Annotated in this window: 15 protein-coding genes and 2 tRNA genes; 4 read left to right on the top strand and 13 right to left on the bottom strand. The window is 64.1% G+C overall.

The genetic code is table 11. The features are described from left to right. Positions 1-14 precede the first annotated feature (14 nt). Together ACIQTZ_RS01120 and ACIQTZ_RS01115 are read right to left on the bottom strand one after the other, a co-directional pair. Positions 15-830 carry an electron transfer flavoprotein subunit beta/FixA family protein gene (locus ACIQTZ_RS01120; protein WP_400329778.1) on the bottom strand — a complete coding sequence of 272 codons (816 nt, stop codon included), beginning with the start codon at positions 828-830 and terminating at the stop codon, positions 15-17. Positions 831-1078: 248 nt separating this feature from the next. Beyond that, on the bottom strand, positions 1079-2821 hold the full coding sequence (locus tag ACIQTZ_RS01115; RefSeq protein ID WP_402976763.1) for a trypsin-like peptidase domain-containing protein: 1743 nt from the start codon (positions 2819-2821) through the stop codon (positions 1079-1081). Between the two features lie 333 nt (positions 2822-3154). On the opposite strand from ACIQTZ_RS01115, the gene ACIQTZ_RS01110 reads away from it, so the two are divergent. Both ACIQTZ_RS01110 and ACIQTZ_RS01105 read left to right on the top strand, forming a co-directional pair. Continuing rightward, entirely contained in the window at positions 3155-5209 is a 2055-nt protein-coding gene (locus ACIQTZ_RS01110; protein WP_402976760.1) for a TPM domain-containing protein, read from the top strand. Positions 5210-5327: 118 nt separating this feature from the next. Next, positions 5328-6116, top strand: coding sequence for a PspA/IM30 family protein (locus tag ACIQTZ_RS01105; RefSeq protein WP_400269764.1), 789 nt, complete (start codon positions 5328-5330; stop codon positions 6114-6116). Between the two features lie 93 nt (positions 6117-6209). Here ACIQTZ_RS01105 and ACIQTZ_RS01100 read toward each other — a convergent pair whose 3' ends face one another. The 5 genes from ACIQTZ_RS01100 to ACIQTZ_RS01080 all read right to left on the bottom strand — a co-directional run bounded on the left by ACIQTZ_RS01100 (position 6210) and on the right by ACIQTZ_RS01080 (position 11830). Then, on the bottom strand, positions 6210-7007 hold the full coding sequence (locus ACIQTZ_RS01100) for a GntR family transcriptional regulator (RefSeq protein ID WP_402976757.1): 798 nt from the start codon (positions 7005-7007) through the stop codon (positions 6210-6212). 116 nt (positions 7008-7123) lie between these two features. Continuing rightward, a tRNA-Met gene (locus ACIQTZ_RS01095) sits at positions 7124-7197 on the bottom strand. Positions 7198-7362: 165 nt separating this feature from the next. Continuing rightward, positions 7363-7436, bottom strand: a tRNA-Met gene (locus ACIQTZ_RS01090). 131 nt (positions 7437-7567) lie between these two features. After that, positions 7568-10564 (bottom strand): UPF0182 family protein, encoded by a 2997-nt coding sequence (locus ACIQTZ_RS01085; protein WP_402977255.1) that lies wholly within the window; start codon positions 10562-10564, stop codon positions 7568-7570. A gap of 129 nt (positions 10565-10693) precedes the next feature. After that, the gene (locus ACIQTZ_RS01080) at positions 10694-11830 is read right to left on the bottom strand and encodes a PDZ domain-containing protein (protein ID WP_402976754.1); all 1137 of its coding nucleotides are present in this window, start codon (positions 11828-11830) and stop codon (positions 10694-10696) included. Between the two features lie 211 nt (positions 11831-12041). On the opposite strand from ACIQTZ_RS01080, the gene ACIQTZ_RS01075 reads away from it, so the two are divergent. Then, a complete protein-coding gene (locus ACIQTZ_RS01075; protein WP_402976751.1) occupies positions 12042-13478 on the top strand; it encodes a zinc-dependent metalloprotease in 1437 nt (478 codons plus the stop codon). Positions 13479-13522: 44 nt separating this feature from the next. Here ACIQTZ_RS01075 and ACIQTZ_RS01070 read toward each other — a convergent pair whose 3' ends face one another. From ACIQTZ_RS01070 to nudC, 3 genes are read right to left on the bottom strand one after another with little or no spacing between them, the layout of a single operon-like run. Continuing rightward, positions 13523-14116 (bottom strand): M48 family metallopeptidase, encoded by a 594-nt coding sequence (locus tag ACIQTZ_RS01070; protein ID WP_400329586.1) that lies wholly within the window; start codon positions 14114-14116, stop codon positions 13523-13525. Further along, on the bottom strand, positions 14116-16236 hold the full coding sequence (locus ACIQTZ_RS01065) for an ATP-dependent DNA helicase UvrD2 (protein WP_402977252.1): 2121 nt from the start codon (positions 16234-16236) through the stop codon (positions 14116-14118). Before ACIQTZ_RS01065 ends, ACIQTZ_RS01070 begins: the two co-directional genes overlap by 1 nt. A gap of 8 nt (positions 16237-16244) precedes the next feature. Beyond that, positions 16245-17234, bottom strand: a complete 990-nt coding sequence (nudC, locus tag ACIQTZ_RS01060; RefSeq protein WP_400329583.1) for an NAD(+) diphosphatase — start codon at positions 17232-17234, stop codon at positions 16245-16247. Between the two features lie 168 nt (positions 17235-17402). On the opposite strand from nudC, the gene ACIQTZ_RS01055 reads away from it, so the two are divergent. Then, a complete protein-coding gene (locus ACIQTZ_RS01055) occupies positions 17403-18596 on the top strand; it encodes a macrolide 2'-phosphotransferase (RefSeq protein WP_402976747.1) in 1194 nt (397 codons plus the stop codon). Between the two features lie 72 nt (positions 18597-18668). Here ACIQTZ_RS01055 and ACIQTZ_RS01050 read toward each other — a convergent pair whose 3' ends face one another. Genes ACIQTZ_RS01050 through ACIQTZ_RS01040 form a run of 3 tightly spaced genes read right to left on the bottom strand, consistent with a single transcriptional unit; the run spans position 18669 to position 25917 of the window. After that, complete coding sequence (locus ACIQTZ_RS01050) at positions 18669-22178, bottom strand: ATP-dependent helicase (protein WP_402976744.1); 3510 nt, start codon at positions 22176-22178, stop codon at positions 18669-18671. Then, positions 22175-25504, bottom strand: coding sequence for an ATP-dependent helicase (locus ACIQTZ_RS01045; protein WP_402976741.1), 3330 nt, complete (start codon positions 25502-25504; stop codon positions 22175-22177). Before ACIQTZ_RS01045 ends, ACIQTZ_RS01050 begins: the two co-directional genes overlap by 4 nt. Further along, positions 25501-25917, bottom strand: coding sequence for an MGMT family protein (locus tag ACIQTZ_RS01040; RefSeq protein ID WP_400329571.1), 417 nt, complete (start codon positions 25915-25917; stop codon positions 25501-25503). The genes ACIQTZ_RS01045 and ACIQTZ_RS01040 overlap by 4 nt, the downstream gene beginning before the upstream one ends. Positions 25918-25939: the final 22 nt, after the last annotated feature.

The raw sequence follows: 25939 nt of genomic DNA, 5'->3' as shown, positions 1-25939 counted from the left end.
GTTTGGGGTCCCCTTTAGAGCAGCTTCTGTGCGGCCAGGAAGTCGACCAGCTTGATGCCGGCGTCGCCTTCGTCGGTGATGATGGTTCCGGCGCTCCGCGGCGGGCGTGCCTCAGCCGATTCCACCACCGTCCAGGAACCCGCGGCCCCCACCTGCGAGGCCTCGACGCCGATGTCCGCGAGCGACAGGGAAGCGATCTTCTTCTTCTTGGCGGCCAGGATGCCCTTGAAGTTCGGGTACCGCGGCTCGTTGATCTGGTCCGTCACGGACACCACAGCGGGCAGCTGTGCCTCGATGGTCTCCGAGTGGAGCCCGGTATCGCGGCGGGCCACCACGGTGCGGCCGTTCACCTCCAGGCTGGAGGCGAACGTCACCTGGGGCAGGGACAAGCGCTCAGCGAGCTGCGCCGGAACCAGCGACGTCTCGCCGTCCGTGGAAGCCATGCCGGTGAGAACCAGGTCAACGGGCCGGCCGTCCGCGGACAGGTGCCGGATGGCGGCGGCAAGCGCCAGCGACGTGGCGGCCGCGTCTGAGCCCGCCAAGGCCTCGTCGCTCAGGTGGACGCCAGAGAAGGCACCGATTTGAAGCGACTTCTTCACGGCATTCACCGCTCCGGATGGGCCCATGCTCAAGGCAATGACCTCGTTGCCCGCCTTTGCGCCGCCGCGTTCTTCGGCCAGCTGCAGCGCTGCCTCCAGGGCGTACTCGTCAAGTTCGGACAAGATGCTCTCGTCACGATCGGTGGTGTTGCCTGGTCCGGTGATGTGCCGGTCGAACTGCGCGTCCGGGACGTGCTTGACCAGGACCACAATCTTCAATGTGTCTTCCACTGTCTTCGAAGCAGCCTTCCATGCTTGTGGACGGCCAACCTTCAAAGCGTGGCCGTGAAATTGCCCAACACGTGGGCTTCCCCTAGCTAAGCATATTGCCCGCAAAATTCCATGGCGGCGTTAACGCCTGTTTCGTCGCCTTGGGAAGCCCACTGGCCGGTAAAGCACGACGGCGGGCCGCACCTCTTGGGGTGCGGCCCGCCGTCGTTGGTTCGTTCGTGAGGTGCGGCTGAATCCGCAGGTGCCCGTTATTGCTGGGCTGCATCCAGGGTGACGTCGACATCCTGCGACTGTCCGTTCCGGACGATCGTGACCTTCACCTTTGCCCCCGCCGACTGCTCACGCACGGCAGCGGTCAACTGGTTGGGATCGCTGATGGCGTAGTCGCCGAACTTCGTGATCACATCGCCGACCTTGATACCCGCCTTGGCTGCCGCGGAACCGCTGGTCACGGAAGCAACTTCGGCGCCAACCGAGAAGCCAGAGTCGCTTCCCGTCGAGGACTTGGCCCGGACGGAGACACCGAACTGGCCGTGGCTGGCCTTGCCCGAATCGATGATTTCCTGCGCCACCCTCTTGGCGTGGTTGATCGGGATGCTGAAGCCAACACCGATGTTGCCGCTGGACGAAGAGGCGGAGCTGCTGCCAGCCGAAGCAATGGCCACATTGACGCCGATGATTTCACCCTTGCTGTTCACCAAGGCACCACCGGAGTTGCCCGGGTTGATCGCGGCATCGGTCTGGATGACGTTGATGGAAATCGACCCCTCGTTGCTGGTGCTCTGGCTCTGCCCGCCTCCCGGAGGAGCGAACTGGAAGCCCTGGTCACCGCCCTGGGAGTTGTCCGAACCGTCCTTGGGCGCTGCGGAAGACGCCACGCTGATGGTCCTGTTGAGGGTGGAAACGATGCCGTCAGTCACCGTTCCCGTCAGGCCGAGCGGCGCGCCGATGGCCACTGCGGTGTCCCCCACGTTGACCTTGGAAGAGTCGCCCAGAGTCGCAGGAACCAGTCCCGAGGCATCCGAAACCTTGATGACAGCGAGGTCGGACAGGGGGTCGGTGCCCACCACTGTCGCCTTGAGGACCTTGCCGTCGCTGGTACGGACCTCGATTGCTGCATTGGACGTAGCACCGTCCAGCGTGACCACGTGGGTGTTGGTCAGGATGTGGCCTTGGTCGTCAATGATGATGCCGGAGCCCGTGCCACCTTCGTTGCCGCTGGTGGCCTTGATGGTCACCACGCTGGGCGACGCTTTCGCAGCGGCCGCCGTAATGGCGTTGACGTCGTCCTTGTTATTGACGATGACCGTGCTGGACTGTCCGCTGCTCGAAGACGTGGTTGTTGGTTGATCCCACAGCATGTTGCTGCCGGCCACGACGCCGCCGCCCACCAGGCCTGCCGCAAGGATGCTGGCTACCAGGGTGCCCACGCCGAAGACGGGCTTGCGCTTGGTGGCTACCGCTGTGTGCTGGCCTGGAGCCTGGTGCATGCCCTGTCCCTGCTGGGCTCCGTATGGCCCGCCTGGGATGCTGTTGAAATGTGCTTGGCCCTGGGGCCCCGGAGCCTGGCCGCCCTGGGACTGCCCGGGCGTTCCTGGGTTCTGACCGGAACCGTAGAACGGATGGTGCTGTGGATAGTCCGGGCGCTGGCTGCCCCCTTGGTACATGTGGCCTGCATACGGCGGCTGTGGCTGACCCTGGTGCGCGCTCGTATGGGGGTGGGACGCAGTTGGCTCCCCGGACGCCGCATTTTGGTTGCGGTTGGCTTCCTGGCCGCCGTTGGGGTTCGGTTCCTGAGCCTCGGCCTTCGCAGCAGCCGGCGGCTGGAATGTCGGCATCGGCGTGGTGGGCTGGGACCCCGTTCGCTGATCGGAGTTCCAGGCGGGCTGCTGCTGTGTGGGAGTTGCATCCGAAGTGCTGGCGGCAGGATCGCGCGGCTCGTTCGGCTCGCGGTTTTCCGAAGCGGCGCCCTGTGCTGGGTTCTCCGTCATGGGACTTCCTTTCGTTCTCGTCTCCCCTAACTATGGCCCTATTTACTGGAACAATTTCGGACGTTCGCTGGGAGCTTCCTGAAAGCCTGGATGGGTTCGGCGGTGGGCGTCGCTGGGACCTGGATTCCTGCTTCAACGCGCGACCCTTCGGGCTTTCTCCTTCATTTCGCTGGTGGCATATTCACCCCGGTGGACGGGGTATCAGGTGCACCATAGAATCAAGAGGAATTGCCACAGCGACCTGCGGCTTTACACACCATGCGTGGGGGCGCTGAGCATTCTGTGACGATTGGTTCGCCCTGTTCCAGTCGCAGACGTGCTGAAGGGTTGCACATGCGGTCAATAGTGAAACGTGTACTCGCCGTGATTGGCGTGGCTGGAGTGCTGGCCCTCCCGGCCGGCGCGGCGTGGGCCGCTGATCCGGTCACCATACCATCGGGCCAAAACATCGTCGATGATGCCAACGTCCTCGGCAGCCGGAAGGGCGAAGTCCAGGACGCCATCCAGAAGACGCTGAAGGACCACAAGTACAACCTCTATGTGGTGACGGTGAACTCTTTCGAGAACCCGTCGGATCCTGCGCAGTGGGGGCAGGCTGTCGCATCGAACAAGAAGATGGGACCGGCGGACGTCATCCTGGCCATCTCGACCGCCGGACAATATTACTTTGCGTCCAACTCCGCGAGTTCCATCTACTCCAAGCGGACGAACATCACCCAGAACGCCATCGCAGCGAACCTTGGCGCCGGCAAGAAGGACTATGCCCAGGCTGCCATCGACACCGCGGCTGCCATTGGTGACGCGGCCGGCGGTGGCAGCGGAACCGTGCCGAGCGGCAACGCAGGCGCAGGCGTCCTGGTGGGTGTCGGCGTCGTTGCGGCCGGTGGCGTGGGCACGTACCTGTACCTCCGCAACCGGCGGAAGAAGTCCGGGCAGGCCTCCAGCGCCAGTTACGGACCCCAGGGCGAACAGCTCGATCCCCTGGCCGGCCTCAGCATCCCGGAACTCCGGCAGAAGAGCGGCTCGCTGCTCATCGAAGCGGACGATGCCATCAAGTCCAGCGAACAGGAGCTGGGCTTCGCGCAGGCGCAGTACGGCGACGCCGCGATCGGCAACTTCACCAAGGCCCTGCAGGAAGCCAAGGGCCACATGACTGAGTCCTTTAAGCTGCAGCAGCAGCTCGATGACCACATTCCGGACACCGAGGAACAGCAGCGGAGCTGGCTCGGCGAAATCATCCGCCGCTCCGAAGCTGCCCTGGCGTCGCTACGGGACCAGAAGTCCGATTTCGATTCGCTGCGCGAACTGGAAAAGAACGCGCCCCAGGCCCTGGCCGCGGTCACGGACGGCGCACGTGAGGCAGATGCGAAAATTGCGACTGCGGAACAGTCGCTGGAGACGCTCCGGGCCAAGTATGCCGACTCGGCCGTCGCCCAGGTCTCGGACAACATCATGCAGGCCAAGGAACGCCTGGCCTTCGTGAACAACGCAGCCGCAACAGCGCAGGAGAAGCTTGGCTCGGGCGAGAACAGCCTGGCCGCCGTTGCGGTTCGCGCCGCAGAAGAGAGCCTGCACCAGACCAACGTGCTGATCGACGCCATTTCCAAGACCGCAGGAAGCCTGGACGAGGCCCGCACGTCCTTGGAGAGCGCCGTTGCCGAAACAAGCCAGGACCTGGCCCAGGCGCGGGCCATGATCCAGTCCGGCCAGCACCCGGAACTTGCCGGGCCGGTAGCCGGCGTCGAAGCGGCCTTGGCGCAGGTCAAGACAGAAATCCAAGGCGGCAGGATCGATCCCCTGGCAACGCTCAACCGCGTGGAGACAGCACACCAGGCGTTGGACCAGTCCCTCTCCGGCATTCGGGACCAGGAAGAGCAGGCGCGTCGTGCCCAGGCATCCCTGCAGCAGACCATCATGGCAGCACAGGCACAGATCAGTGCCACATCGGACTACATCACTGCACGCCGCGGAGGGGTGGGGACCGAAGCCAGGACCCGTCTGGCAGAAGCCCAGCGGAACCTCGACTACGCGTTGTCGATCTCACGCAACGATCCTGTGACTGCCCTGACCTACGCCCAGCAGGCACACTCGCTTGCGGCGCAGGCGGCTCAACTGGCTCAGGCTGACGTTGACCACTTTGGCTATGCAGACCAAGGCTACGGCCGGGGCGGCATGTTCGGTGGAGGCGGCGGAGGCGGAGGCCTCGGCGGCGCCATCCTTGGCGGTATCCTCATCAACTCCATCCTTAACGGCGGCCACGGCGGCTGGGGCGGTGGCCACAGCGACGGCGGTGGAGGCGGCGGCTTCTTCGGCGGCGACTCAGGCGGCGGAGGCGACTGGGGCGGTGGCGGAGGAGACTTCGGCGGCGGCGACTCCGGCAGCTTCTAGGCACCACACTGGTTCCGGCCAGCACAAACTAGGTGGGGTTCCCGCCCCATGTAGAAGCGGTACAACAACTGATCACTGATTTCAGTGGGCTCCACTGAGCAGGACGAAAGGCAACACCATGGTTAAGCAGTCCATTTTCGGTCGGATCGCACAACTGGCCAAGGCAAACATCAACTCTTTGCTTGACCAGGCCGAGGACCCGCAGAAGATGCTGGACCAGATGGTCCGCGACTACACGAACAACATTGCCGAGGCCGAGTCAGCCGTTGCCCAGACCATCGGCAACCTGCGAATGCTGCAGGCCGATTACAACGAGGACGTCAAGAACGCCCAGGACTGGGGCAACAAGGCTCTCGCAGCCTCCCGAAAAGCCGATGAGTACCGCGCGGCCGGCGACGCCGCAGACGCACAGAAGTTCGACAACCTGGCGAAGGTTGCCATCCAGCGCCAGATGACGGCTGAATCCGAAGCCAAGGCGGCCGAACCGAGCATCGCTTCCCAGACCGAAGTTGTGGACAAGCTCAAGAGCGGCCTCGACCAAATGAAGAACAAGCTCAACCAACTCACCGCCAAGCGCAACGAGCTTGTGGCCCGCTCCAAGACCGCTGCTGCCCAGTCCCAGGTGCACGACGCCCTCAAGAGCATCGACATCATGGACCCCACCAGCGAGGTTGGCCGTTTCGAAGAAAAGATCCGCCGGGAAGAAGCCAAGGTCCTTGGACAGCAGGAGCTGGCGGCTTCAAGCCTCGACGCCCAGTTCAACCAGCTCGAAGACCTGGGTGAGCAGACGGAAATCGAGGCCCGCCTGGCAGCGCTCAAGTCCGGTGGCAGCAAGCCTGCCCTCGGTGCCGGGGCCCCTGCAGCCTCCGGTGCCACCATCGACGAGGCAGACTTCGACAAGCTCTGACTCCGCAAGTCCCATGCGTATGGCCGGGTTCTGTTGGACCCGGCCATTCGCCGTTTAAGAGGCCTGCGCTGGCCCTGCAACCGACCGCCGGGACTAGCTCGCGGGCACTCCTGCATTGTCCGCCCCGGGGCTTGCTTCCGTGGCAACTTCAGCCCGGATCTCAAACCCCTTGGGATGGAAGTACGTCACGGTACATTCCAGGACTTCGCCATCGGGTCCCAACGTGGTCCGCTCCAGGCGCGGCACCATGGGGAAGCCCCGCACGTTGAGGGCATCAGCAAGGTGCTCAGGGGGTGCATGCATGGTCACGGTGATTTCGGCCCGCTGGAGCGGCTTCAGGGTCCTGTCCTGGATCACCTGGTAGATGGAGTTCTTCTCCGCATCGGCGAGGCTGATGTGGCGGCCAATGTGGGATGGAATGAAGATCTCTGCAATCGCATAGGGCCATCCGGCGCTGGAGTACGATCGGCGAATAACCAGGACCAGGTTGTCGTCGGATACGAGCTTGGCTGGAACGGTCCGGTCCTTTTCCATCCACTTGTATTCGATCAAGCCCTTGACCGTCTTCATTCCGGCAGCAGTAAACGTCTCCATGAAGGGTGCCAGACGGTTCAGCATCCGCACGGGCCGCTGGGCCATGACAAAGGTTCCCTTACCCTGGCGGCGGACCAACAGGCCCTTTGCCACCAAGGTTTCGATGGCCTTCCGTACGGTGGTCCTGCTGATCCCGTACTGGTCCATCAACGACTCTTCGGTAGGGATGCGCGAACCCGGCTCCAGCCGGCTCACTTGATCTGTCAAAACGTCCGCTACCTGCTGGTACACGGCCACTGGGCTGTCCCTCTGCAGAACCTGGGGTTCGGGTACGTCGTCGTAGTCTTCTTTGACCATGCGGACCTTCCTGGCGTGACATGCCCCGTTGCCGGCGGGAACATGATGCCGGCACCAAGACTGTGCGGATAAAACAAAGGCCCGGACCAGTTAATACTGATCCGGGCCTTTCCCAGTTGCGGGGACAGGATTTGAACCTGTGACCTCTGGGTTATGAGCCCAGCGAGCTACCGAACTGCTCCACCCCGCGTCGCTCAAACAACTTTACCCTATGGCGACTGCGGTTTTGACCACTTCGGCGCCATCGTGCCGCAGATCACGTTTACCATCATTCAGCCCGACGATGTTCGAGGAGCATTCTCCACGCAAACAAAAAGTCCGGATCAGCATGTGCTGATCCGGACTTTTTCTCCAGTTGCGGGGACAGGATTTGAACCTGTGACCTCTGGGTTATGAGCCCAGCGAGCTACCGAACTGCTCCACCCCGCGTCGCAAGAACAACATTACCGTCCGGTGAATGGGAGACCAAATCCTGGCTACGTGATGTGCATCTCCCCCACATGCAGCAGGTGCCCGCTCCTGAGAGGAACGGGCACCTGCCTCAGTGAATCGTTGCCGGGCTAGTTGCTCGGCGAGGGAGACGGCGTCGCGCTTGGAGTGGCGCTGGGGGTAGCCGTCGGCGCGGGCGTCACACCCAGCCGGGTTTCAGCGTCAAGGGCCTTCTTAAGGGCCGCGGACAGCTTGTTCTGCTGGTCTCCGTAGCCCGCAAAGTCACCCTTGGCGAGGGCAGCCTGGCCATCCACGATTGCCTTGTTGGCCTCATCGAGGGCTGCCTTGAGGTCTGCCTTGGCATCCGTGCTGCCTTCCGGCGGGGTGGTTGTCCCCGGCGGAGTGGCCGGGGTCTGGCCGTTGTTGTCCGAGTCGCCGGCTGTGGCACCGGAGTTGCCTCCAAACAACTGATCCAGGGCTTCATCCAATGTCGGCGCAAAGCCGATCTTGTCGCCGAACGCCACCAGGACGCGCTGCAGCGTTGGGTAGGAGGTCTCACCGGTCGACTTCAGGTAAACCGGCTGCACATACAGCAAGCCGCCGCCAACCGGCAGGGTCAGCAAGTTGCCGTTCAAGACATCCGAGGCACCCTGCCGCAGCAGGTTCAGGGCCTGCGAAACTGTGGGATCGGAGTTGAACTTGTTCTGCGCCTGGCCCGGACCCGGGACCTGCGTGTCGGTGGGCAGCTGGAGCAACCTCAACTGGCCATAACTGTCGGCCTTGACCCCCTTGACGTTACCGGCGTCGGAATCAGCGGCAAGGAATCCGTACAAGATGTTCCGTGCACTGCCGTTCACCGTCTGCGGGATGAAGGAGGACGTCAGCTGGAAAGCAGGCTTGTCCTGGTCCGGCATCTGCAGGGACATGTAGAACGGCGGCTGCTTCACTGCTTCGGACACCGTGGGATCGTTCGGAACGCTCCACGCATCGTTGTTCTGGTAGAAGCTGTCCGCATCCGTGACGTGGTAGCGTCCCAGCAGTTCACGCTGGACCTTGAAGAGGTCTTCCGGGTACCGGACGTGGCTCATAAGGTCACCGGACATCTCAGTGAACGGCTTCAACGTGGTGGGGAAGACTTTCTGCCAGGCCTTGAGGATGGGGTCCTGGTCGTCCCACGCATAGAGCGTCACCGAGCCGTCATAGGCATCCACCGTGGCCTTGACCGAGTTGCGGATGTAGTTGACCGAACTGTTGGGCAGGGCAACAGTGCGTCCGGCACTCGTCTGCGAGTCGGCAGTAGCGTTCTGGAGCTGCTGTGGCTGGGAGTACGGGAAGTACTGGCTGGTGGTGTAGCCATCAACGATCCACTTGACGCGTCCGTCAACTACGGCAGGATAGGCATTTCCATCCACGGTGAGGTACGGTGCCAGCTTCTCGACGCGGTCGCGCGGGTTGCGGTCGTAAAGGATCTGCGACTTCTCATTAACGCCGTCGGAAAGCAGCAGGTCCGAAGACTGGAACTTGATGGAGTACAGGATCCTGTTCAGCCAGTTTCCGACGTTCGGCCCGCCGTTGCCGGTGAAGGTGTACTGGGTTTCACCGCTGCCTTCCCTGCCGGCCGGACGGTCCTGCTCACGGTGCGGGGCACCTTCCGGAGCACCCACGATGGAGTATTCCGGCGAGTTTTCACCGAAGTAGATGCGCGGCTGGTAGCTGGAGTCGTTACCCAGGACACCGCTGGAAGGAATTCCCGATTGAAGGAAATCCGGCTTGCCGTCCGCGGTGAACTTGTTGCCCTTTGCGGCCACCACGCCGTAACCGTGCGTGTAGACAATGTGCCGGTTGACCCAGGTTTGCTGGTTGGCGCTCAGGCCATCCGGGTTCAGTTCGCGAACAGCGATGACAGTGTCCTGCACCTTCCCGTCGACCGTGTAGCGGTCTACGTTGAGCGTCTGCGGGAACTGGTAGTAAGGGCGGTACTGCTCAAGCTGGGAGAACGCCGACGAGATCAGGTTCGGGTCCAGGAGACGGATGTTGGCGGCCGTCTGCGCGTCCTTGGCCAAGGCACCGCTCGTTGCAGTGGTGGTGGCGTTATAGGCCGATACATCGATCTTGTCCAAGCCATAGGCAGCCCGGGTCATGTTGATGTTGCGGCCGATGAATTCCCGCTCCAGCGTGTTTTCGGACGGGCGTACCTGGAACTGCTGGATGACCCATGGATAAACGCCTCCGGCAAGGATGGCCGTGATGATCAGCATGGCCGTTCCGATAACCGGAAGGCGCCAGCGGCCGATGACCGCTGCCACGATGAACAGGATGGCTACGAGGCCGGCGGCCACTGCGAGAATCGCCTTGGTGGGAACCACGGCGTTCACATCGGTGTAGAGCGCACCAGCCCAACGTCCCGAAGCACTCTGGACCGTCGTGTAACGGTCCAGCCAGAAGTTGACGCCGAGCAGCAGCAGGAAGAACGCGCCCGTTACGGCAATGTGGATCTGCGCAGCCCGGCTGGTGAAGATTCCCCGCTCCATGAGGCGGATGCTGCCGTAGAGGTAGTGCGTCAGGATGCCCGCGATTCCGGCAACCACCGCGATACTGATGAGGAATCCGGTGATGAAGCCCAGGAAGGGCAGGGACATGAGGTAGAAACTGATGTCCATGTTGAACAGCGGGTCAGTTTGGCCAAACGGTTCCTGGTTGAAGAACAGGAGGACCTTCTGCCACTGGCTGGCTGCGGCGCTCCCGGCAAAAAGGCCGAAGAGGATGGGCAGGCCGATCATGACCACGCGGCGTACCGGCTCGAGCTGCGCCTGGTACCGGTTGAGGTTGTCGCGCGACTCCGCGTCAGGGGCATAGACTGGGCGTGAGCGGTACGCGATGCGGATGGCGAAGAAGACGGCCGCGAACATCATGGCGAAGCCAACCAGGAACGTCAGGATCCGGGCAAGGTTCTCGCGGATATAAACCTCGAAGAAGCCCAACTGCTGGTACCACAGGACATCTGTCCACACGTTGGCGAAGAATATGAAACCGACGACCGCCACGGCTACGACGATCAGCGTCGAAGTCAGGGCACCTCGTCTCAGCGGCGATCTTCCGGGCGGGCTGGAGCTGGCGGGACGGGACAAACTCTGTACCTCATTGGTGGTCGTCAATTAAAAGTCGGTGTGCGTGTGCTTTGACAGCTTCACCGCTGGGTGCAGGCAGAGCCGTCATATATGCCACGAGTGGCGGTGGAGCTAAGTTCCACCGCCAGTCTAGTTGTTTGTGCAGGTGGGAAGGCTTGACGTGTCCTTGCCGCTGCCGAGCCGTTCCACGGCAGTGGTGGCATCAGCCAGTGTTTCCACCTTGACCACTTGGAGACCATCAGGCACATGACCAACCACGTCGGCGCAATTCGCCGCAGGGGCAAGGAACATGGTGGCCCCGTGGTCCCTGGCACCGATCATTTTCTGCGCGATCCCGCCAATGGCTCCCACGGCACCGTCCGCAGTGATGGTTCCCGTTCCGGCCACGTGCTTGCCGCCGGTCATGTCCCCCGGCGTCAGGCTGTCCACAATCCCGAGGGCAAACATCATCCCGGCACTCGGTCCGCCAACGTTGTCCAGCGAAATCTTCACATCGAACGGGAAGGTGAAATCACTGGAAAGAAGGACCCCCAGCACGTATCGGTCGTTGGAGTTCTTGGTTGGCGTCACGGTTTCCGTGACAACCGAACCGTTCCGTTCAACCACAACCGTTGCCGGAGCCCCGGCTCCCGCTGACAACTCCGCCTGGATGACGCTCATGGATGTGACCGGCTTGCCGTTGATGGAGACCAACCGGTCCCCGTCCTGGACTTTGCCGGCGGATGGTGACGCATCCGAAAGACCCGCGACGGTAAGACGCTGCTCGAACGGAATGTCCAACTCCCGCAGAGCTGCAGCAACGGCGTTTTCCTGGGACGTCTCCATGGCGATCTCGCCTTGTTGGACGGTCTGCTCCGCCGTTGTCCCCTTGGGATAGATCAGCTCCTCCGGGTAGATGGCCTTGGATTTGTCCAACCAGGCACGGAAGACGTCAAAGATGGTGGCCGGGCTCTTCGGACCTCCCGTCATCACCACGGTGGTGAGGTCCAGATTGCCCTTCGCCGGGAAGGACTCGCGTCCCGAGATGGTGATGACCTGCTTGTCGCCGTCCTGGCCCAAGGTATTGAAGGTGGGGCCGGCAGATTCCACCACGTAGGGAACAGGCAACGCAGCGGCTCCTACACCGAGCCCCAAGGCAAGGAGGCCGGACACGATCATGATCATGTAGCGGCTGCTGCCCGGCGGTGACGCTGGCGCAGAGGAGGGATCGGCGTCGGGCGTTTGACGCGGGTCAACCGAGCCCTCGGGACTGGGCGAAGTAAGCATTGAGGCCTCTCTCAGCCGGCACTGCGTGACGGCAGTTTCGCTCCTGCCGCCGGCAGCGGCACAGGGAACATACCAAGCATCCACACTACGCGGTCCGGACCTTGCAAGGCTGCTTTGCCTACAGCGAACTACGCCGCCCGCAGGCAGACAGCCCCTCCCCTGCGCGGTACGGTGAAAGTGATCACCAGCCAGTTCGACGATCGGCGGCACCATGTCTACCAACCCCAACAACCCGTCAAACGACGATGACAACCCCAAGGACCCTCTGGCAGAAATGCTGCAGAACCTGATGGGCGGCCAGGGAATGGGCAACATCGATCCCGCCGAACTCGCCAAAGCCGCCGGACTGCCCAACGATCCGCAACTGTTGCAGCAGATGTTCGCCCAGGTGCAGGCCATGATGAGTTCCACCTCCGAAGGACCCGTCAACTGGCAACTGGCCCACGAGAACGCCCGACGCGTCGCCGCCGCGGGCAGCGACCCCTCCGTGAACTCGACGCAAAAGCGCGAGATCGACGAAGCCCTCCGCCTGGCGGAACTCTGGCTCGACCCCGTGACGGACCTCCCCTCAACCGGCCTGATCGGCCGGGCCTGGTCCCGCGCCGAATGGGTCGAGGCAACCCTGGGCACCTGGAAGCGGCTGACGGAACCCGTAGCCAACAGCATCGCCAATGCCCTCTCCGGCGCCCTCAGCCAGCAACTGCCCGAAGAAATGAAGTCCATGATGGGTGGCGCATCATCCATGCTGCAAAACATGGGCGGAGCCATCTTCGGCATGCAACTGGGCCAGGCGATCGGAGCCCTGTCTGCCGAAGTGGTCAGCTCAACGGACATCGGGGTCCCGCTCGCCGACCTGGAAATGGCCTTGCTGCCTGCCAACGTTGCGAAATTCGGCGAAGGACTCAGCCTGCCCGAGAACGATGTCCGGCTGTTCCTGGCCGTCCGCGAAGCCGCCCACGCCCGGTTGTTCGTCCAGGTTCCCTGGCTCCGCGGACATTTGCTGGGCGCCATCGAAGCCTACGCCCGCGGTATCCACATCGATATGTCCCGGATCGAAGACCTGGCCCGTGACCTGGACCCCAGCAACCCCGAGGGTATCCAGGAAGCCCTGTCCCAGGGTGTCTTCACGCCCGAACGCACCCCGGTCCAGACGGCCGCCCTCGAAAAGCTCGAAACGGCGCTGGCACTGGTGGAAGGCTGGGTTGACGAGCTCACCGCGGAAGCCACCGAAAAGTTGTTGCCGTCCGCTTCTGCACTGCGCGAGATGGTGCGGCGCCGGCGCGCTACCGGCGGACCTGCGGAGCACGCGTTCTCTTCCCTGGTAGGACTGGAACTGAGGCCCCGACGGCTCCGTGACGCTGCGACGCTGTGGGCCACGCTCAAGGATGAACGCGGGATTGCCGGACGGGACGCCATTTGGCACCACCCGGACCTCCTGCCAACGGGCGAGGACCTGGACGACCCCAAGGGTTTCTCGGAACGCCGCCGCCTGGCGGAAGCGAGCGACAGTGAAGTGGACGATGCTCTGCAAAAGCTCCTGAGCGGTGGATACGACTCTTCGGATGAAGCGGGCAGTGACTCGCCGTCCGACGAACCTTCCGGCGGCGCCGGCCCTGATGAGGGAGAACCTGAAGCGCCCTCCAAATAGCGCCTGACAGTGGCCGCCCCGGAAAACCGGGCGGCCACTGCTGCTTAATCCTCGTCTGTGTCCACCGAGGCGGGGCCTTCGCCCAAGCCGCGGGAGGTGGCAAAGCTCACGCCTTCGAGGAACGCCTTCGCCCTTTCCGTTTCCGGGTAGGCCTCCAGCAGACGCCAAAACGCAGCGTTGTGCCCGGCCACCAGAAGATGCGCCAGTTCATGCAGCAGGACATAGTCGACAACCCACTGGGGCATGGGCTGCAGCTTGTGCGAGAGCCGGATGGTGCCCTCGGACGGGGTAGCCGAGCCCCAGCGTGAGTTCTGGTTGGTCACCCAGCGGACCGACGTCGGAACAGCGCGGCCACCGAGGTAGGTGCGGGACAACAGGGCAGCGTGCTGCGCCAAAGCAGAGTCCGACGACGGACGCCTTCTCCCGTCGCCGCTCCCCCGGCGTTCGCCCTTGGCCTTGAGCTTGGCCAACATCCGGCGAACCCATTCGCGTTCCTGCGCCTTGGTGAAACTGGCGGGGATGGCCACAACGGCATTGCCGTCCTCCCAAAAAGCTGCGACCGTGCGCCGACGGCGCGCGGAACGGCGCACTATGACGGGAGCCCCGTCATCGGTGCGAAGGGGAATCTCGTCCGCCATCAGGTCTCTGCGCTTTCAGTGAGTACCTCCAACACGGCCTCCCCATAGCGCTCCAGCTTTGACGGCCCCACTCCGGCGAGTCCCGCCAATTGCTCCAGGGTTTCCGGCCGCGCCTCCGCTATGGCCGTCAAAGTGGCGTCGGTGAAAACCACGTAAGCGGGCACGTCTGCCGATTGGGCCTCCTCGCGACGCCACTGGCGGAGCGCTTCGAAGGTCTGTTCCTGATAGCTGGGGGGACATTGCTTGCAGCGCCCCACTTTGCGTTCGGCTCCGGTGGCGAGCATGCTCCCGCAGACACGGCACGACGCCGGTGCAGCGGCTTTTCGACGAGGCGCACCCGCGCGGCTCCTGGCGTTCGCCGATGCGACAGAATCAGGGCGAAGGCCGTCAAGGAACCGAGACGGCTTGCGGTTGGCCCGGCCACCCGGTGTCCGGGCCGCAGACCACGACAGATTGAGGTGTTCCCGCGCGCGGGTGATTCCGACATACAGCAGCCGGCGTTCCTCATCCACGTCTTCGGGAGAATCCGCGAAGGATATGGGCATGAGTCCTTCGCTGAGGCCAACCAGGAAAACGGCATCCCATTCCAGGCCCTTCGCGGCATGCAAGGAGGCAAGAGTGACTCCTTGGACGGTGGGAGCATGCTGGGCAACGGAGCGTTCCTGCAGCTCATTGACGAACTCCGCCAAGCTGAAGGACTCCCCCCGGCTGACAGCAAGTTCGTCAGCCAAGGCCACCAAGGCAGCCAACGATTCCCAGCGCTCCCGGAGGGCCCCACCGCTATGCGGGGCTGTGTCCGTGTAACCAAGGGAGGCAATGATGTCCCTGACCAGCTGGCCCAGGGGTTCCGGGGTTCCTTCCTGGACGGCCCGGGTAGCGGCCCGCAACTGCAGGATGGCATCGCGGACCTCCTTTCGGGCGAAGAACCTCTCGCCGCCGCGGAGCTGGTACCCGATGCCGGCCGATGCCAAGGCCTGTTCATAGGCTTCTGACTGGCCGTTGGTACGGAAGAGAATGGCAATCTCGCTTGCCTTGACACCGGCATCCAGCAACTCCTGGATCTTGCCGGCAACCACAGCAGCTTCGGCTTCGTCGTCCGGGCATTCAAGGAAACGTGGCTCGGGTCCGGAAGGCCGCTGCGCGACAAGCTTGAGCGGCGGGGCCCACGCGGCATCTGCCACCGGCCCGCCGCTGCGCCGGGAACCGAGGAGGTCGTTTGCCAGTTTCACCACCTGGGGGGTTGAACGGTAATCGCGGACGAGCTTGACCACTGTGGCTTGTGGATACTGCGCCTTGAATCCGAGGAGATGCTTCGGGGAAGCACCCGTGAATGAATAGATGGTCTGGCTGGCATCACCCACCACGCACAGCTCGTCACGGCCCCCCAGCCAAAGATCCAGAAGCCGCTGTTGGAGCGGTGAAACGTCCTGGTATTCATCCACGACGAAATGCCGGTATTGTTCCCGGACCGTGGCCGCCACCTTCGGATCCTCTTGCAGGATGCCCACGGTAATGAGCAGCACATCTTCAAAGTCGATGACGTTGCGGTCCGTCTTGATGTCCTCGTAAGCCTGGAACACCCGGGAAACGGCCGTCAGGTCGAATCCGCCGGGGGCGCCCCTGTCCTTTGCGTTCTCAAGGTAGTTCGCCGGGGTCAGCATGGAAACCTTGGCCCATTCAATCTCTGCGGCAAGATCCCGGATGGAAGCACGGTCCGTGCTGAGCCGGAGCCTCCGCGAGGCCTCGGCGATCATGGTGGCTTTGTGGTCCAACAGGTTAGGCAAGGTTCCGCCAATTGCCTGCGGCCAGAAAAACTGCAACTGCCGCAGCGCCGCGGCGTGGAAGGTCCGCGCCTGGACGTTGGGAACGCCGAGATCCCGTAGCCTGCTGCGCATCTCGGCCGCCGCCCGTGCCGTAAACGTAACGGCCAGCAGCCTTTGCGGGGAGTACACCCCCGAGTGCACCCCATAGGCGATCCGGTGGGTAATGGCCCGCGTCTTGCCCGTGCCCGCACCGGCAAGGACACAGAGGGGGCCCGTCAAGGTGCCGGCGACTTCCCGCTGTTCCTCGTCCAAACCACCGAGTATTCGTTCTTCCAGCGAACCGTCGGTGTCAACCATGCCTTGGGTCACGGCTGGAGGTCTTCGATGACGCCGCCGTACCAATGCTCAATCAGGGACCGTGCGATGGACAGCCTGGTGGAAATGGTGATTTCACCGCTCAGCACGGCGGCCTGCAGTTCCTCGCGGCTGAACCACCGCGCACGGGTGACCTCGACGCCGTCGGGCTTGGCGACGGAATCGCTGGTGGTGGCCGTAAAACCCAACATGAGCGAAGCCGGGAACGGCCAGGACTGCGAGCCCAGATACTGGCACGCGGTCACGCGGACACCGACTTCCTCCCCGATTTCCCGGACCACGGCCTGCTCCAGGGATTCGCCCGGCTCGACGAATCCTGCCAGGGTGGAGTAGTTCTTCGCGTCCGTGGGACCGCCGCCGCCCAAGAGCAGACGGCCGTCCGGGCCCACCACCGTGACAATAATGGCCGGGTCCGTCCGGGGATAGTGCTCGGAGTTGTCCCTGGGGCAGCGCCTCACCCACCCGCCTGCTTCCAGGTCCGTAGGAGTACCGCACTGCGGGCAGTGTGTATGTGTTGCATGCCAGTTGCTGATGGCGCTGGCTTCGATGAACAAAGCAGTATCGCTGGCGTCGAGCCTTCCGGCGACTTCGCGGAAGCCCGCCCACTGAGCGTCAGCCGGTATGAGCGACGTGCCGGGCGCCGGGGGTTGAGCGACCGTGAACAGCAGCACTGCGCTGCCTTCCGGAAGGGAGGACGGACCCAAGGTGGTGCCCAGGTAGATTGCAGTCGCCGGGTTGTCTTCCGCCAGGTTCAGGGCCTCCCACAGGCGGAGCGCATCACCGAACCAGAGCCCCTGCTCCGTCACAAGGGCCTTGCGTTGCGAAATGACCATGGCCTGGGCTGTTCCCGAGGCGATCAGGTCCTCCACCATGCCAGGCTTGAGGCGGGCACCCGAGCCACGGTCCACCACGGCAGGACGCACTGGAAGGACAGTGTCCATGAGGTGATTGGCCGGCGCAGGAGACTCCGTGTAGCTCATGTATCTACCGTACTGACTCATGCCGACAAAGAACATTTGGCGGGCCCTTGATGTGGATACGGCCGGACAGTCGCTTCGAGGTGGCCTGAAGTCCTGTTTTGCTACGGATCTGGAGACTCGCCGCACTGCATCATGGCCATCGGCTCCGCTCAATCTACCGTTGGAGACGTGAGAAGAACACCGCTTGAACTGGCCGCTGTAGCAACTGCGGCGGTGCCTGGATTGGCGCCGACGGCTACGGCTCATTCTTCCGATGACGACGCCGACTTCGACTCGGCGCTGTTGCTTGACGCGGAAGGCAAGCGGTGGCGTGTCCGATCTCCCCGCCATCCCGAGGCAAGCACCCGGCTGGAATCTGAATTCATGATCCTCCGTGCGTTCGCCCCGGCCATCAGGGCTGAACTGCCGTTCCACGTGCCCACCATCGCCGGGACCGTGCGGCAAGGGGACCTGACGACGTTCGTCTATGCCCATTTGCAGGGTGCCACGCTCTCCATTGAGGAACTGTCCGCCGGCAACGCGGACCTCGCCCGGGACATCGGTTCTGCCCTGGCAGCGATCCATGACCTGCCGCTGGCGCTGGTCACAAGCGCCGATCTGCCCAGCTACTCGGCCAACGAGTTCCGTCAACGCAAGCTCAACGAGTTGGACCAGGCCGCAACCACCGGCAAGATCCCGGCGGCGCTGCTTCGGCGCTGGGAGCACGCCCTGGAGGACGTGGCGCTGTGGCGCTTCAATCCCTCGGTGGTCCATGGAGATCTGCACGAAGACAACCTGATGGTTCAACACGACGCCGTGACCGCTGTCACCGGCTGGACGGATCTCCGGATCGGAGACCCCGCCGACGACTTCGCCTGGCTGGTGGCCTCCAACGAAGCGCCGTTCATCGACGCGGTCCTGGCACGGTACACCCAGGTCCGACGCGAGACGCCGGACGGCCATCTGCTGCGGCGGGCGGCCTTGCTCGCCGAGTTCGCCCTGGCCCAATACCTGGTCAAGGCCATGGCCGCCGGGCACGAGGAGATGACCGCGGAGGCTAAGTCAATGCTCCAGTCCCTTGCCGACGACATCGAAGAACAGGCAAGGCTGGACGAAGCCGAACGCGCAGAGCGCGCGTCTGCCGAAGAGGCCATGCCCGTGGGATCATCCGACGGCGTTCTGCCGGCGGTCAGCGTCGCAGCCATTCCCGATGACGGTTCCGCCTCGGTGTCCGTGGCTCCGGTCCCGGAAGGGGAACAGCCAGCCAAGGCCGACGCAACGTCCGGCCACTCAGCAGTCGGGGACCCGGATGATGGTGCTGGTCCGGAAGACACGTCCACGGCCGCCATTAGCGTAGTGAACGTGACCCCACTGAGGGGCTGAAACCCACGTCACTTGCCAACTGGTTCAGGAGGCCCCGGCAGAACTGCCCGGCCTCCGCCTAGTGGGCCTCCGCTACTGGGTCTGCCCTGCTGGATGACCCGGGCCATGATGGTTGAGTGCGCGCGCGATGATTCCTTCAAGGTCGGCTGCCTGCCCAAGGTCATGTGGACGTACCACGGCATCTTCCGCGACGTAGTAGAAGGCTGCACTGACATCTTCCAGCGGCACGCCCTTGAGCCGTGACCAGGCCAGCCGGTAAACGGCCAACTGCACGGCCCGGGTAGCCAATTGCTTGCCGGCGGGCTGACGGCCGGTTTTCCAGTCGATCAGTTGCCACCGACCATCGGCGTCACGGAACACAGCGTCAATCCGTCCACGGACCACCACGTCACCGATTTTTGTCTCGACAGGTACTTCCACGAACGCCGGCGCCCGGTGGGCCCACTCGGACTGCTTGAAGGCTTCAACCATCTGATCAAGTCCGTAGGCTTCATCGATATGCGCGTCCGACCCGGGAGCCTCATCGAGATCAAGCATGCCGGTGGTGCCAAAATACTCCTCGACCCATGCATGGAAGGCAGTCCCCTTCCGGGCCGAGATGCCCGGTTCACGGGGAACCGGCCTGCGGAGCTGGGCAAGGACGGCAGCAGGGTCTGCTCCCAGATCGACAAAGAGCGAGGCTGAAATATGGCTCGGCAGATGAACGTCGCGATGGGTGCTGGATTGCCGTTGCCGGTCCATGAGGAGTTGCGCCTCATGGACCCAGCGGGCGGCCCTGCTGCCGGGGTCCACGGTGGGTGAGGCCGTTTCGGGTTGGTCCAGGTGGGCGCGGACAGCCGAGGCAGCGAGATCCATGCCGGCACGCCGACCGGGAACCAACCGCAGCCTCTTCCCCGTACGCGGGTCCGACGGCCCCTCAAGGGGATCGTAGGGATAGAGCGCCACCTCAACCGTTGCAGTCAGCGGGCTCGAATCCGGCAGGGACTCCTCCGCAACGGACTCAGGGTGAATGCTGGCCGGGCCGTTGTCCCCGGCCAGCGGCCCGAGCTCGGAAAGGAACGCGGACATCTCCGCAATTCCTGCCCTGGAGCCGTTCCACGCGGCGCTCGAGACCCACAGGACGAACTTTGCACGGGTGTATGCCACATACGCCAGCCTGCGTTCCTCGGCCTCACCATGGTGCTGGACCTCCGATTTGAACACCTTTTCAGCGTCCAGCCAGCCCTTTTGGTCGGGCTGGTCCAGGTCCCACTGCGGAAGGTCGGCGTGGTCGCCCCTGAGCGGCCAGGGCAACGCGGCCGCCCCGCTGCTCCACCGCGAGTCCCTGTTGCTGGGGAAAGCCCCGGCGTTGAGGCCGGGAACAAACACCACGTCCCATTCCAGCCCTTTCGAAGCGTGGACCGTCAACAATTGGACAGCCTCCCGGTTGGCCTCCACGGGAGCGACATCCAGGCCCCCTTCCTCCGAGGCAGCGGCCTCCAGCCAGGACAGGAACGCCAGGAGGTCGATGCGCTGTGAGGTCTGCAGGAAACCGGCGGCCGCATCCTGGAAGGCGTCCAGGTTGCGGCGTGCCTGATGGATGCTGGTTCCGGGTTTGGCGGCGACCTCGATATCAAGGAGCATTGCACGTTCCACTTCGCCCAGGAGCGTGGTGAGGTCGTCACCGATGTAGCTGCGCAACGAGCGCAATTCCGCGGACAATTTTTGCAAGCGGTGCAAGGCCACGTCAGTCAGCGAGCGGCCGTGCCCCGACGTCCACCCCGGCCGCGGCAGGAAGTCCAAGGCTTCCACCAAACTGGCGGCGTCGGTAATGTCGCTCTCCACTACGACAGCAGTCGGGTCTTCGTCATCGTCCGGATAGGCCGTGTGGATGTCCGGGTTGGAGCGCCTGCGGGCAAGGTATTTGGACCAATCCCCCAGTGCCATGAGGTCAGCCGGGCCAATCCGCCAGCGGGCGCCGGCCAGCAGGCGCATCAAGGAGTCGGAGCGACCCGGATCCGCCAGGACTCTGAGTGTGGCCACCAGGTCCACGATTTCAGGGGTATCAAGGAGACCGCCCAGGCCCACAATCTGGTAGTCAATCCCCTGGAGTTCGAACTCACGGCGAAGGGGCTCCATTTGGGCACGCCGCCGGCACAGGACAGCCATGGTGGGCTTGACAGGGGTACCGTCCTTTTCCTCTTCGAACACGGTCCGCTGATAGCGTCGGATATCCCTCGCGATCGTTGCGGCCTCGTCCTCGTCGGTCCCAAAGCGGCCAACCACCACGCTGCCTTCGGCAGCGAGAGGGCTGGGGACCAGCGAAGGAACCCGAACGACGGCGGAGGTCTCCCGATCGCCCGCCGGACCTCCCGTAACCGCAGCCTTGTTCAACGGCGCGGCGATGGTGTTTGCTGCCTCCAGGATGGTGCGGCCATTGCGCCATGCCGTAGTCAGGAAGGACGTGGGAGCGACGGTAAATGACGCGGCACCGGACACGGGATCCGTGGTCCGCACCGGGAATTCCTGCACGAAGTGGAACAGCTGCCCGGCCGAGGCACCCCGGAAGCCATAAATTGACTGGTTGGGGTCTCCCACCGCGGTCACCGCGTGGCCCTTGCCGAAAAGGCGGGAAAAAAGGACAAGCTGTGCGTGCGAGGTGTCCTGGAACTCGTCCAGCAACACCACCTTGTAGCGGGCCCGCTCCGTTGCGGCTGCCAGTGGAATGTCAGTAGCGATCCGCGCCGCCAGCGCAACGAGGTCGCCAAAGTCCAGGACGCCGCGTTGCCGTTTGGCCTGCTGGTAACGGACCACCATGTCGGCCACGCTCGCGCGGGTACGGAGCATCGACGAAAGCTCCCTGGCCCCCTGCGTTGGATTCTTAGCCGCGCCGGCAACATACGGAAGGTGCTCAAAACCGGACACGCGGTCCAAAATCCACTCGCGGACCACGCCGGGTTCCTGCAAGTGTTCGGCGCATTCCCCGGCCAACTGGATAACGGCGTTGACCAGCGTGGACTTGGCTGCCGTAAAGTGCTCGAAGTCGCCGTCGTAGGCTTCCACCACCTCGCTGGCCAACTGCCACGACTGTGCTCCGCCCAGCAGCACGACGTCGCGTTCGATCCCGAGTCGCAGGCCATGATCGGACACGATTCCGCTGGCGTACGAGTGGTAAGTGGAGACCTTCGGCTCAAGATCGTCGGCCTCGGCGAGGCCGGGTGGAAAGCCGATCCGGCCGTCGTCTGCCGCCGCAATGCGCTGGAGTGTGGCGAGCCTGGCACGGATCCGGCTGGCCAACTCCCCGGCAGCCTTCCGGGTGAACGTAACGCCAAGAACTTCCTCCGGACGAACCCAGCCGTTGGCCACGAGCCACACCACGCGGTCGGCCATGGTGGCGGTTTTGCCGGAACCGGCGCCGGCAATCACCAATCGGGGGGCCAGCGGGGACTCGATGATGCCAGCTTGCTCCGCCGTAGGCCGGTTCTTTTCACCGAGGATTCCGGCGAGTTCGTCCGGCGAAAAAAGAACCGGAAGTTGTTCGCCGGGGTTATCGATACCGCCGGCCTTGGAAGGACCTGCTCCGTCCAGGAGGTCGAGCGTCATTCCGTTACCTGCTTTCCTCGGGCGCACAGTGGGCACACATCGGGCAATCGGCAGCCGTGTCCGCCATGTCCACTCTTGCCGGGATCGTGCCTGGCCTCGAACGTAGCCCCCGCCATCAGGTGCGCGGCACCGGTGACCATGGGCTCAGCCCAATTGTCCTCACTGTCCAACGCCTCCTGTTGCTGGACCACCGGCGTCTTTGTTTTGGTGCCGAGTTGTGCGAGTACTGCTCCGCCGGGTGCGTTCGACCCGTCAGCGGCCATTTCCTCCCGGTCTTGGAAGGCCCCCATCAGCACCGCAGCCTGATAGGCCCCGAGTTGCGGGTGACGGGCCACCTCTGCCTTGCCAGGCTGACGTTTGCCGGTCTTCAAATCGACGATGACCAGGCGGCCCTCGGCGTCAATCTCCAAGCGGTCCACCTGCCCCCGCAGGACGGCATGACGAACAGCCGGCTCCTCGGAATCTGTCTCCTCGACTGGCAGGGTGAGATCCGGAAGCCGAACTTCGAAGTCGTGCTCAACACCTGCCAAGGACCGGCCTTCGCTCCTCATGACCAGCACGTACTGCGCCAACTTCCGGACCATGAGTTCGGCTCTCTGGAAGTCGAGCTTTCCCTCCCAGTTGTCCTTCATGCCCAAGGTTGGCCACCGGCGGACAAGCTCAGCGACATATTCGGCACCCGATGCCTCCGGGAACTCCTGCGCGATGCCGTGGACCAGTGTTCCGAGGCTGCGTGCGAAGTCGGTGGCAGCTTCCCCGCCGGCAGCCTGGACAAACCAGTCGAGGGGCGACTTGTGGACAGCTTCGACCTTTGACGGCGAGACACTGACGGTCCCGCCGACCGGAACGATGGCCTCCTCCGAACTCAAGGGGGCGAGCCCCCACCACGAATCCGGATGCGCCCCCGGAGCAGGCGGTTGGGCCGCCGCGAGTTGCGCCAGGACGCGCGCGGCGTCCTGTGCCGGGTGCGGTTCGCCCACCCCAGGTTCCGCGGCCTGCGCATGCTGCCGGAGTTCGGCCACGAGCGCCCGAAGCGTCATGGGCCGGTCCACGGGCGTGTACTCCCGCTGGAATTCCCCGGACGGCAGCGGTGCTGCGTAGTCCAAAAACGCTGAAGGCTGCTCGTCTTCCGACGAGACAGCCGTGCAGATGAGGACTTCGCGGGCACGGGATACCGCAGTGGAGAAGGACCGGAGTTCGTCGTAACGGATATCGCGGAGCCTGCTCAAGGGCCCTCGTCCCAGGGCGTACTCCACGCCGTGCTCCACGGCATCCGCATAAAGTGTGCTGCCCAGCAGCTCGCCGCGGAGGCGCGTGTTGGGCCAGACACCCTCCTGGAGCCCGGCGACGATGACCACGGGCCATTCGCGACCGGCAGCGCTGGCCGGCGTCAACAACTCAACACATTCTTCAAGCTGGGCACGGGCAGCGAGTGTATCCATAGGCAGCTCCTGGTTCATTAAGTACTCCAGGAATTGTTCGGGACCGGACCCAGGCAGCTGGTCAACGAACCGCTCCGCTGTATGGAACAAGGCCATCATGGCGTCGAGGTCCCGGTCTGCCCGGGCTCCGGCGTTGCCGCCCTCAAGCGCTGCTTCCGACCACCGCGAGGCGAGGCCTGTGGCGTGCCACAACGCCCACAGGACGGATTCGGCATTCGCGCCGGGTTCTTTGACAGCAGCGGTTCCTGCTGCCAGCATCCGGGCCAGGCGACGGGCCGCGCTGGCCTCGACGCCCAAGGTTGCGAGCGAGCCCGGCTGCAGCAAGGCTTCCACCAAAAGGGCATCGCTGGAACGCCCCCCGCCACCCTGCAGCTCTTCGCGTCGCAGGGATTGACGAAGCCGCCGCAGCTCGATGGCGGAGGCGCCGCCAAGACGGGAGGTCAGGAGGGATACAGCAGACTCAGGGGTAAGCGTGGCCGGATCGAGGACCACCGCAAAGGCCTGCAGGAGTGGGCGCACCGCAACCTCGTCCCGCACGGCGGAATCAGCTACCGGCACCCGCACGGGAATCCCTTGGCCGCTCAGGTACCGCTGCAGTTGCGAAATCTGTCCGCCATTGCGGACGATCACCGCGATGTGGCTGAACTCCCTGCCGTCCCGCAACTGGGCTTCCAGGATGCGCTGGGCGACATACCGGAGTTCGTGGACGGCCGACGGGAGTATGTGGCCTTCCACTGTGCCGGTTCCTCCAGCGCCCGGACGGTCTCCTGCCATGGACGCGGTGGGTCCGGCGGTTGGGGGCTGGTCCAGGCGGCGCGCCAGCCGGCCGCCGGAGCGCTGCGAAATCCGCGAAGCGACACGGTTCCAAGCCTCCGCCACATGGACGGAATGCCGGTGGGTGATCCCGAGCGGGCGAACCCGGACACTTTCGAGGGGACCGCCCACGAGTGACGGAAGATCAGCCACGAGGTCCGGACGCGCCCCACGGAAACCCTGCACGACGGTATCCGGCGAGTACGTCACCACGATGTCCTTGTTTTCACCGATATCGGCGAGGAGTTCGAATACAGCCGGGTTGGACTCCTGGGCGTCGTCCACCAGGATCAGGTGGAGGCGGTCACGCTCGGCGGCGAGGAAGGCCGGCGAATCCTGGAAGATCTGGCGCGCGGTGGTGATGATTCCCGCGGGGTCGAAGGCCTCGGGCATGCGCAAATCCAGCACGTCCCTGTACTCGCGGTAGAGTTCGGCGGCGGCAATCCAGTCCGGCCGTCCGCAGTCGTAGGCAAGTGCCGCCAGGTCCTCCGCTGTTCTGCCGGACTCGATGATGCGATCGAACAACTGCCGGATCTCGTGCCGGAATCCCCGGGTGGGAAGGGCAGCCGACAAATCGTCCGGCCAGGGCAGCTCGAAGCCGGGCCGGAGGTGCCCTTCCAGCAACTCCTTGATAATGAGGTCCTGCTCCGGACCGGACAGCAGCTTTGGTTGCCGCGGCAGGGGCAGGATGCCCTCCGCCTTGGCGCGCCGGATGACATCGAACGCGTACGACGCCCAGGTGCGTGCCGGCGTCGTACTCAAACTGCGGGCGAGCCGTCCCGTGAAGGTGTCCCGCAGCGCCGCGGCAGCATGCCTTCCGGGAGCAAGGATGAGGATGTTTTCCGGATCCAGGCCATCCTCAATGACACGCCGCACCGCCGCCTCGACGAGCACGGTGGACTTGCCCGTCCCGGGCCCACCGGGCACCAGGACCGGGCCGCTTCCCCTGGCCAACGACACGACAGCTTGCTGGTCCGCGGACAATGCCGGTGCCTCAAAGTGGACTTCGCGCGGCGGAAGCAGGCGCAGTGCGGACGGGTTCCCCCGGTTCTTGGAAGCTGTTGCGGTCACACAGTCATTTCATCATCGGGCACCGACAAAATATGGAGCTGACGCTCCAACTGGTCCGAGATCACATCCAGATGGTCGAAATCGGACTCCGTGGGCGACCACCTTGCAGAGGCGAGGTCTACCCGCCAGCGCCCCTCACCGGTCCGCAGGAATTCCCCGTGCGCACCGTGCAGCGGAGTGGACTCCTCAAGGTAGTGCCGCAACGCTTCCGACTCATGCCCGGGCGGAGCATCGCCGCTGGCCCGCAGGACCCGCCACCAGCAAACGGAGCTGCCGTAATGGCTCATCACGGCTCCAACCTGCCGCGGACCACCCGATCCGAGGAGCTCTGCGACGTCGCCGTAGGAAACCGCGGCACCCGGCGGAATGAGGTCCACCACGGCGAGAACCGCCGTCACGTACTCCATCCGCATGTGATCAGCCTAGCTGCAGGAG

The organism is Paenarthrobacter sp. NPDC090520 (assembly GCF_044769205.1).
GTDB lineage: Bacteria > Actinomycetota > Actinomycetes > Actinomycetales > Micrococcaceae > Arthrobacter.
The sequence above is the reverse complement of the archived record's forward strand: the minus strand, read 5'-3'. Positions and strand labels throughout refer to the sequence as shown.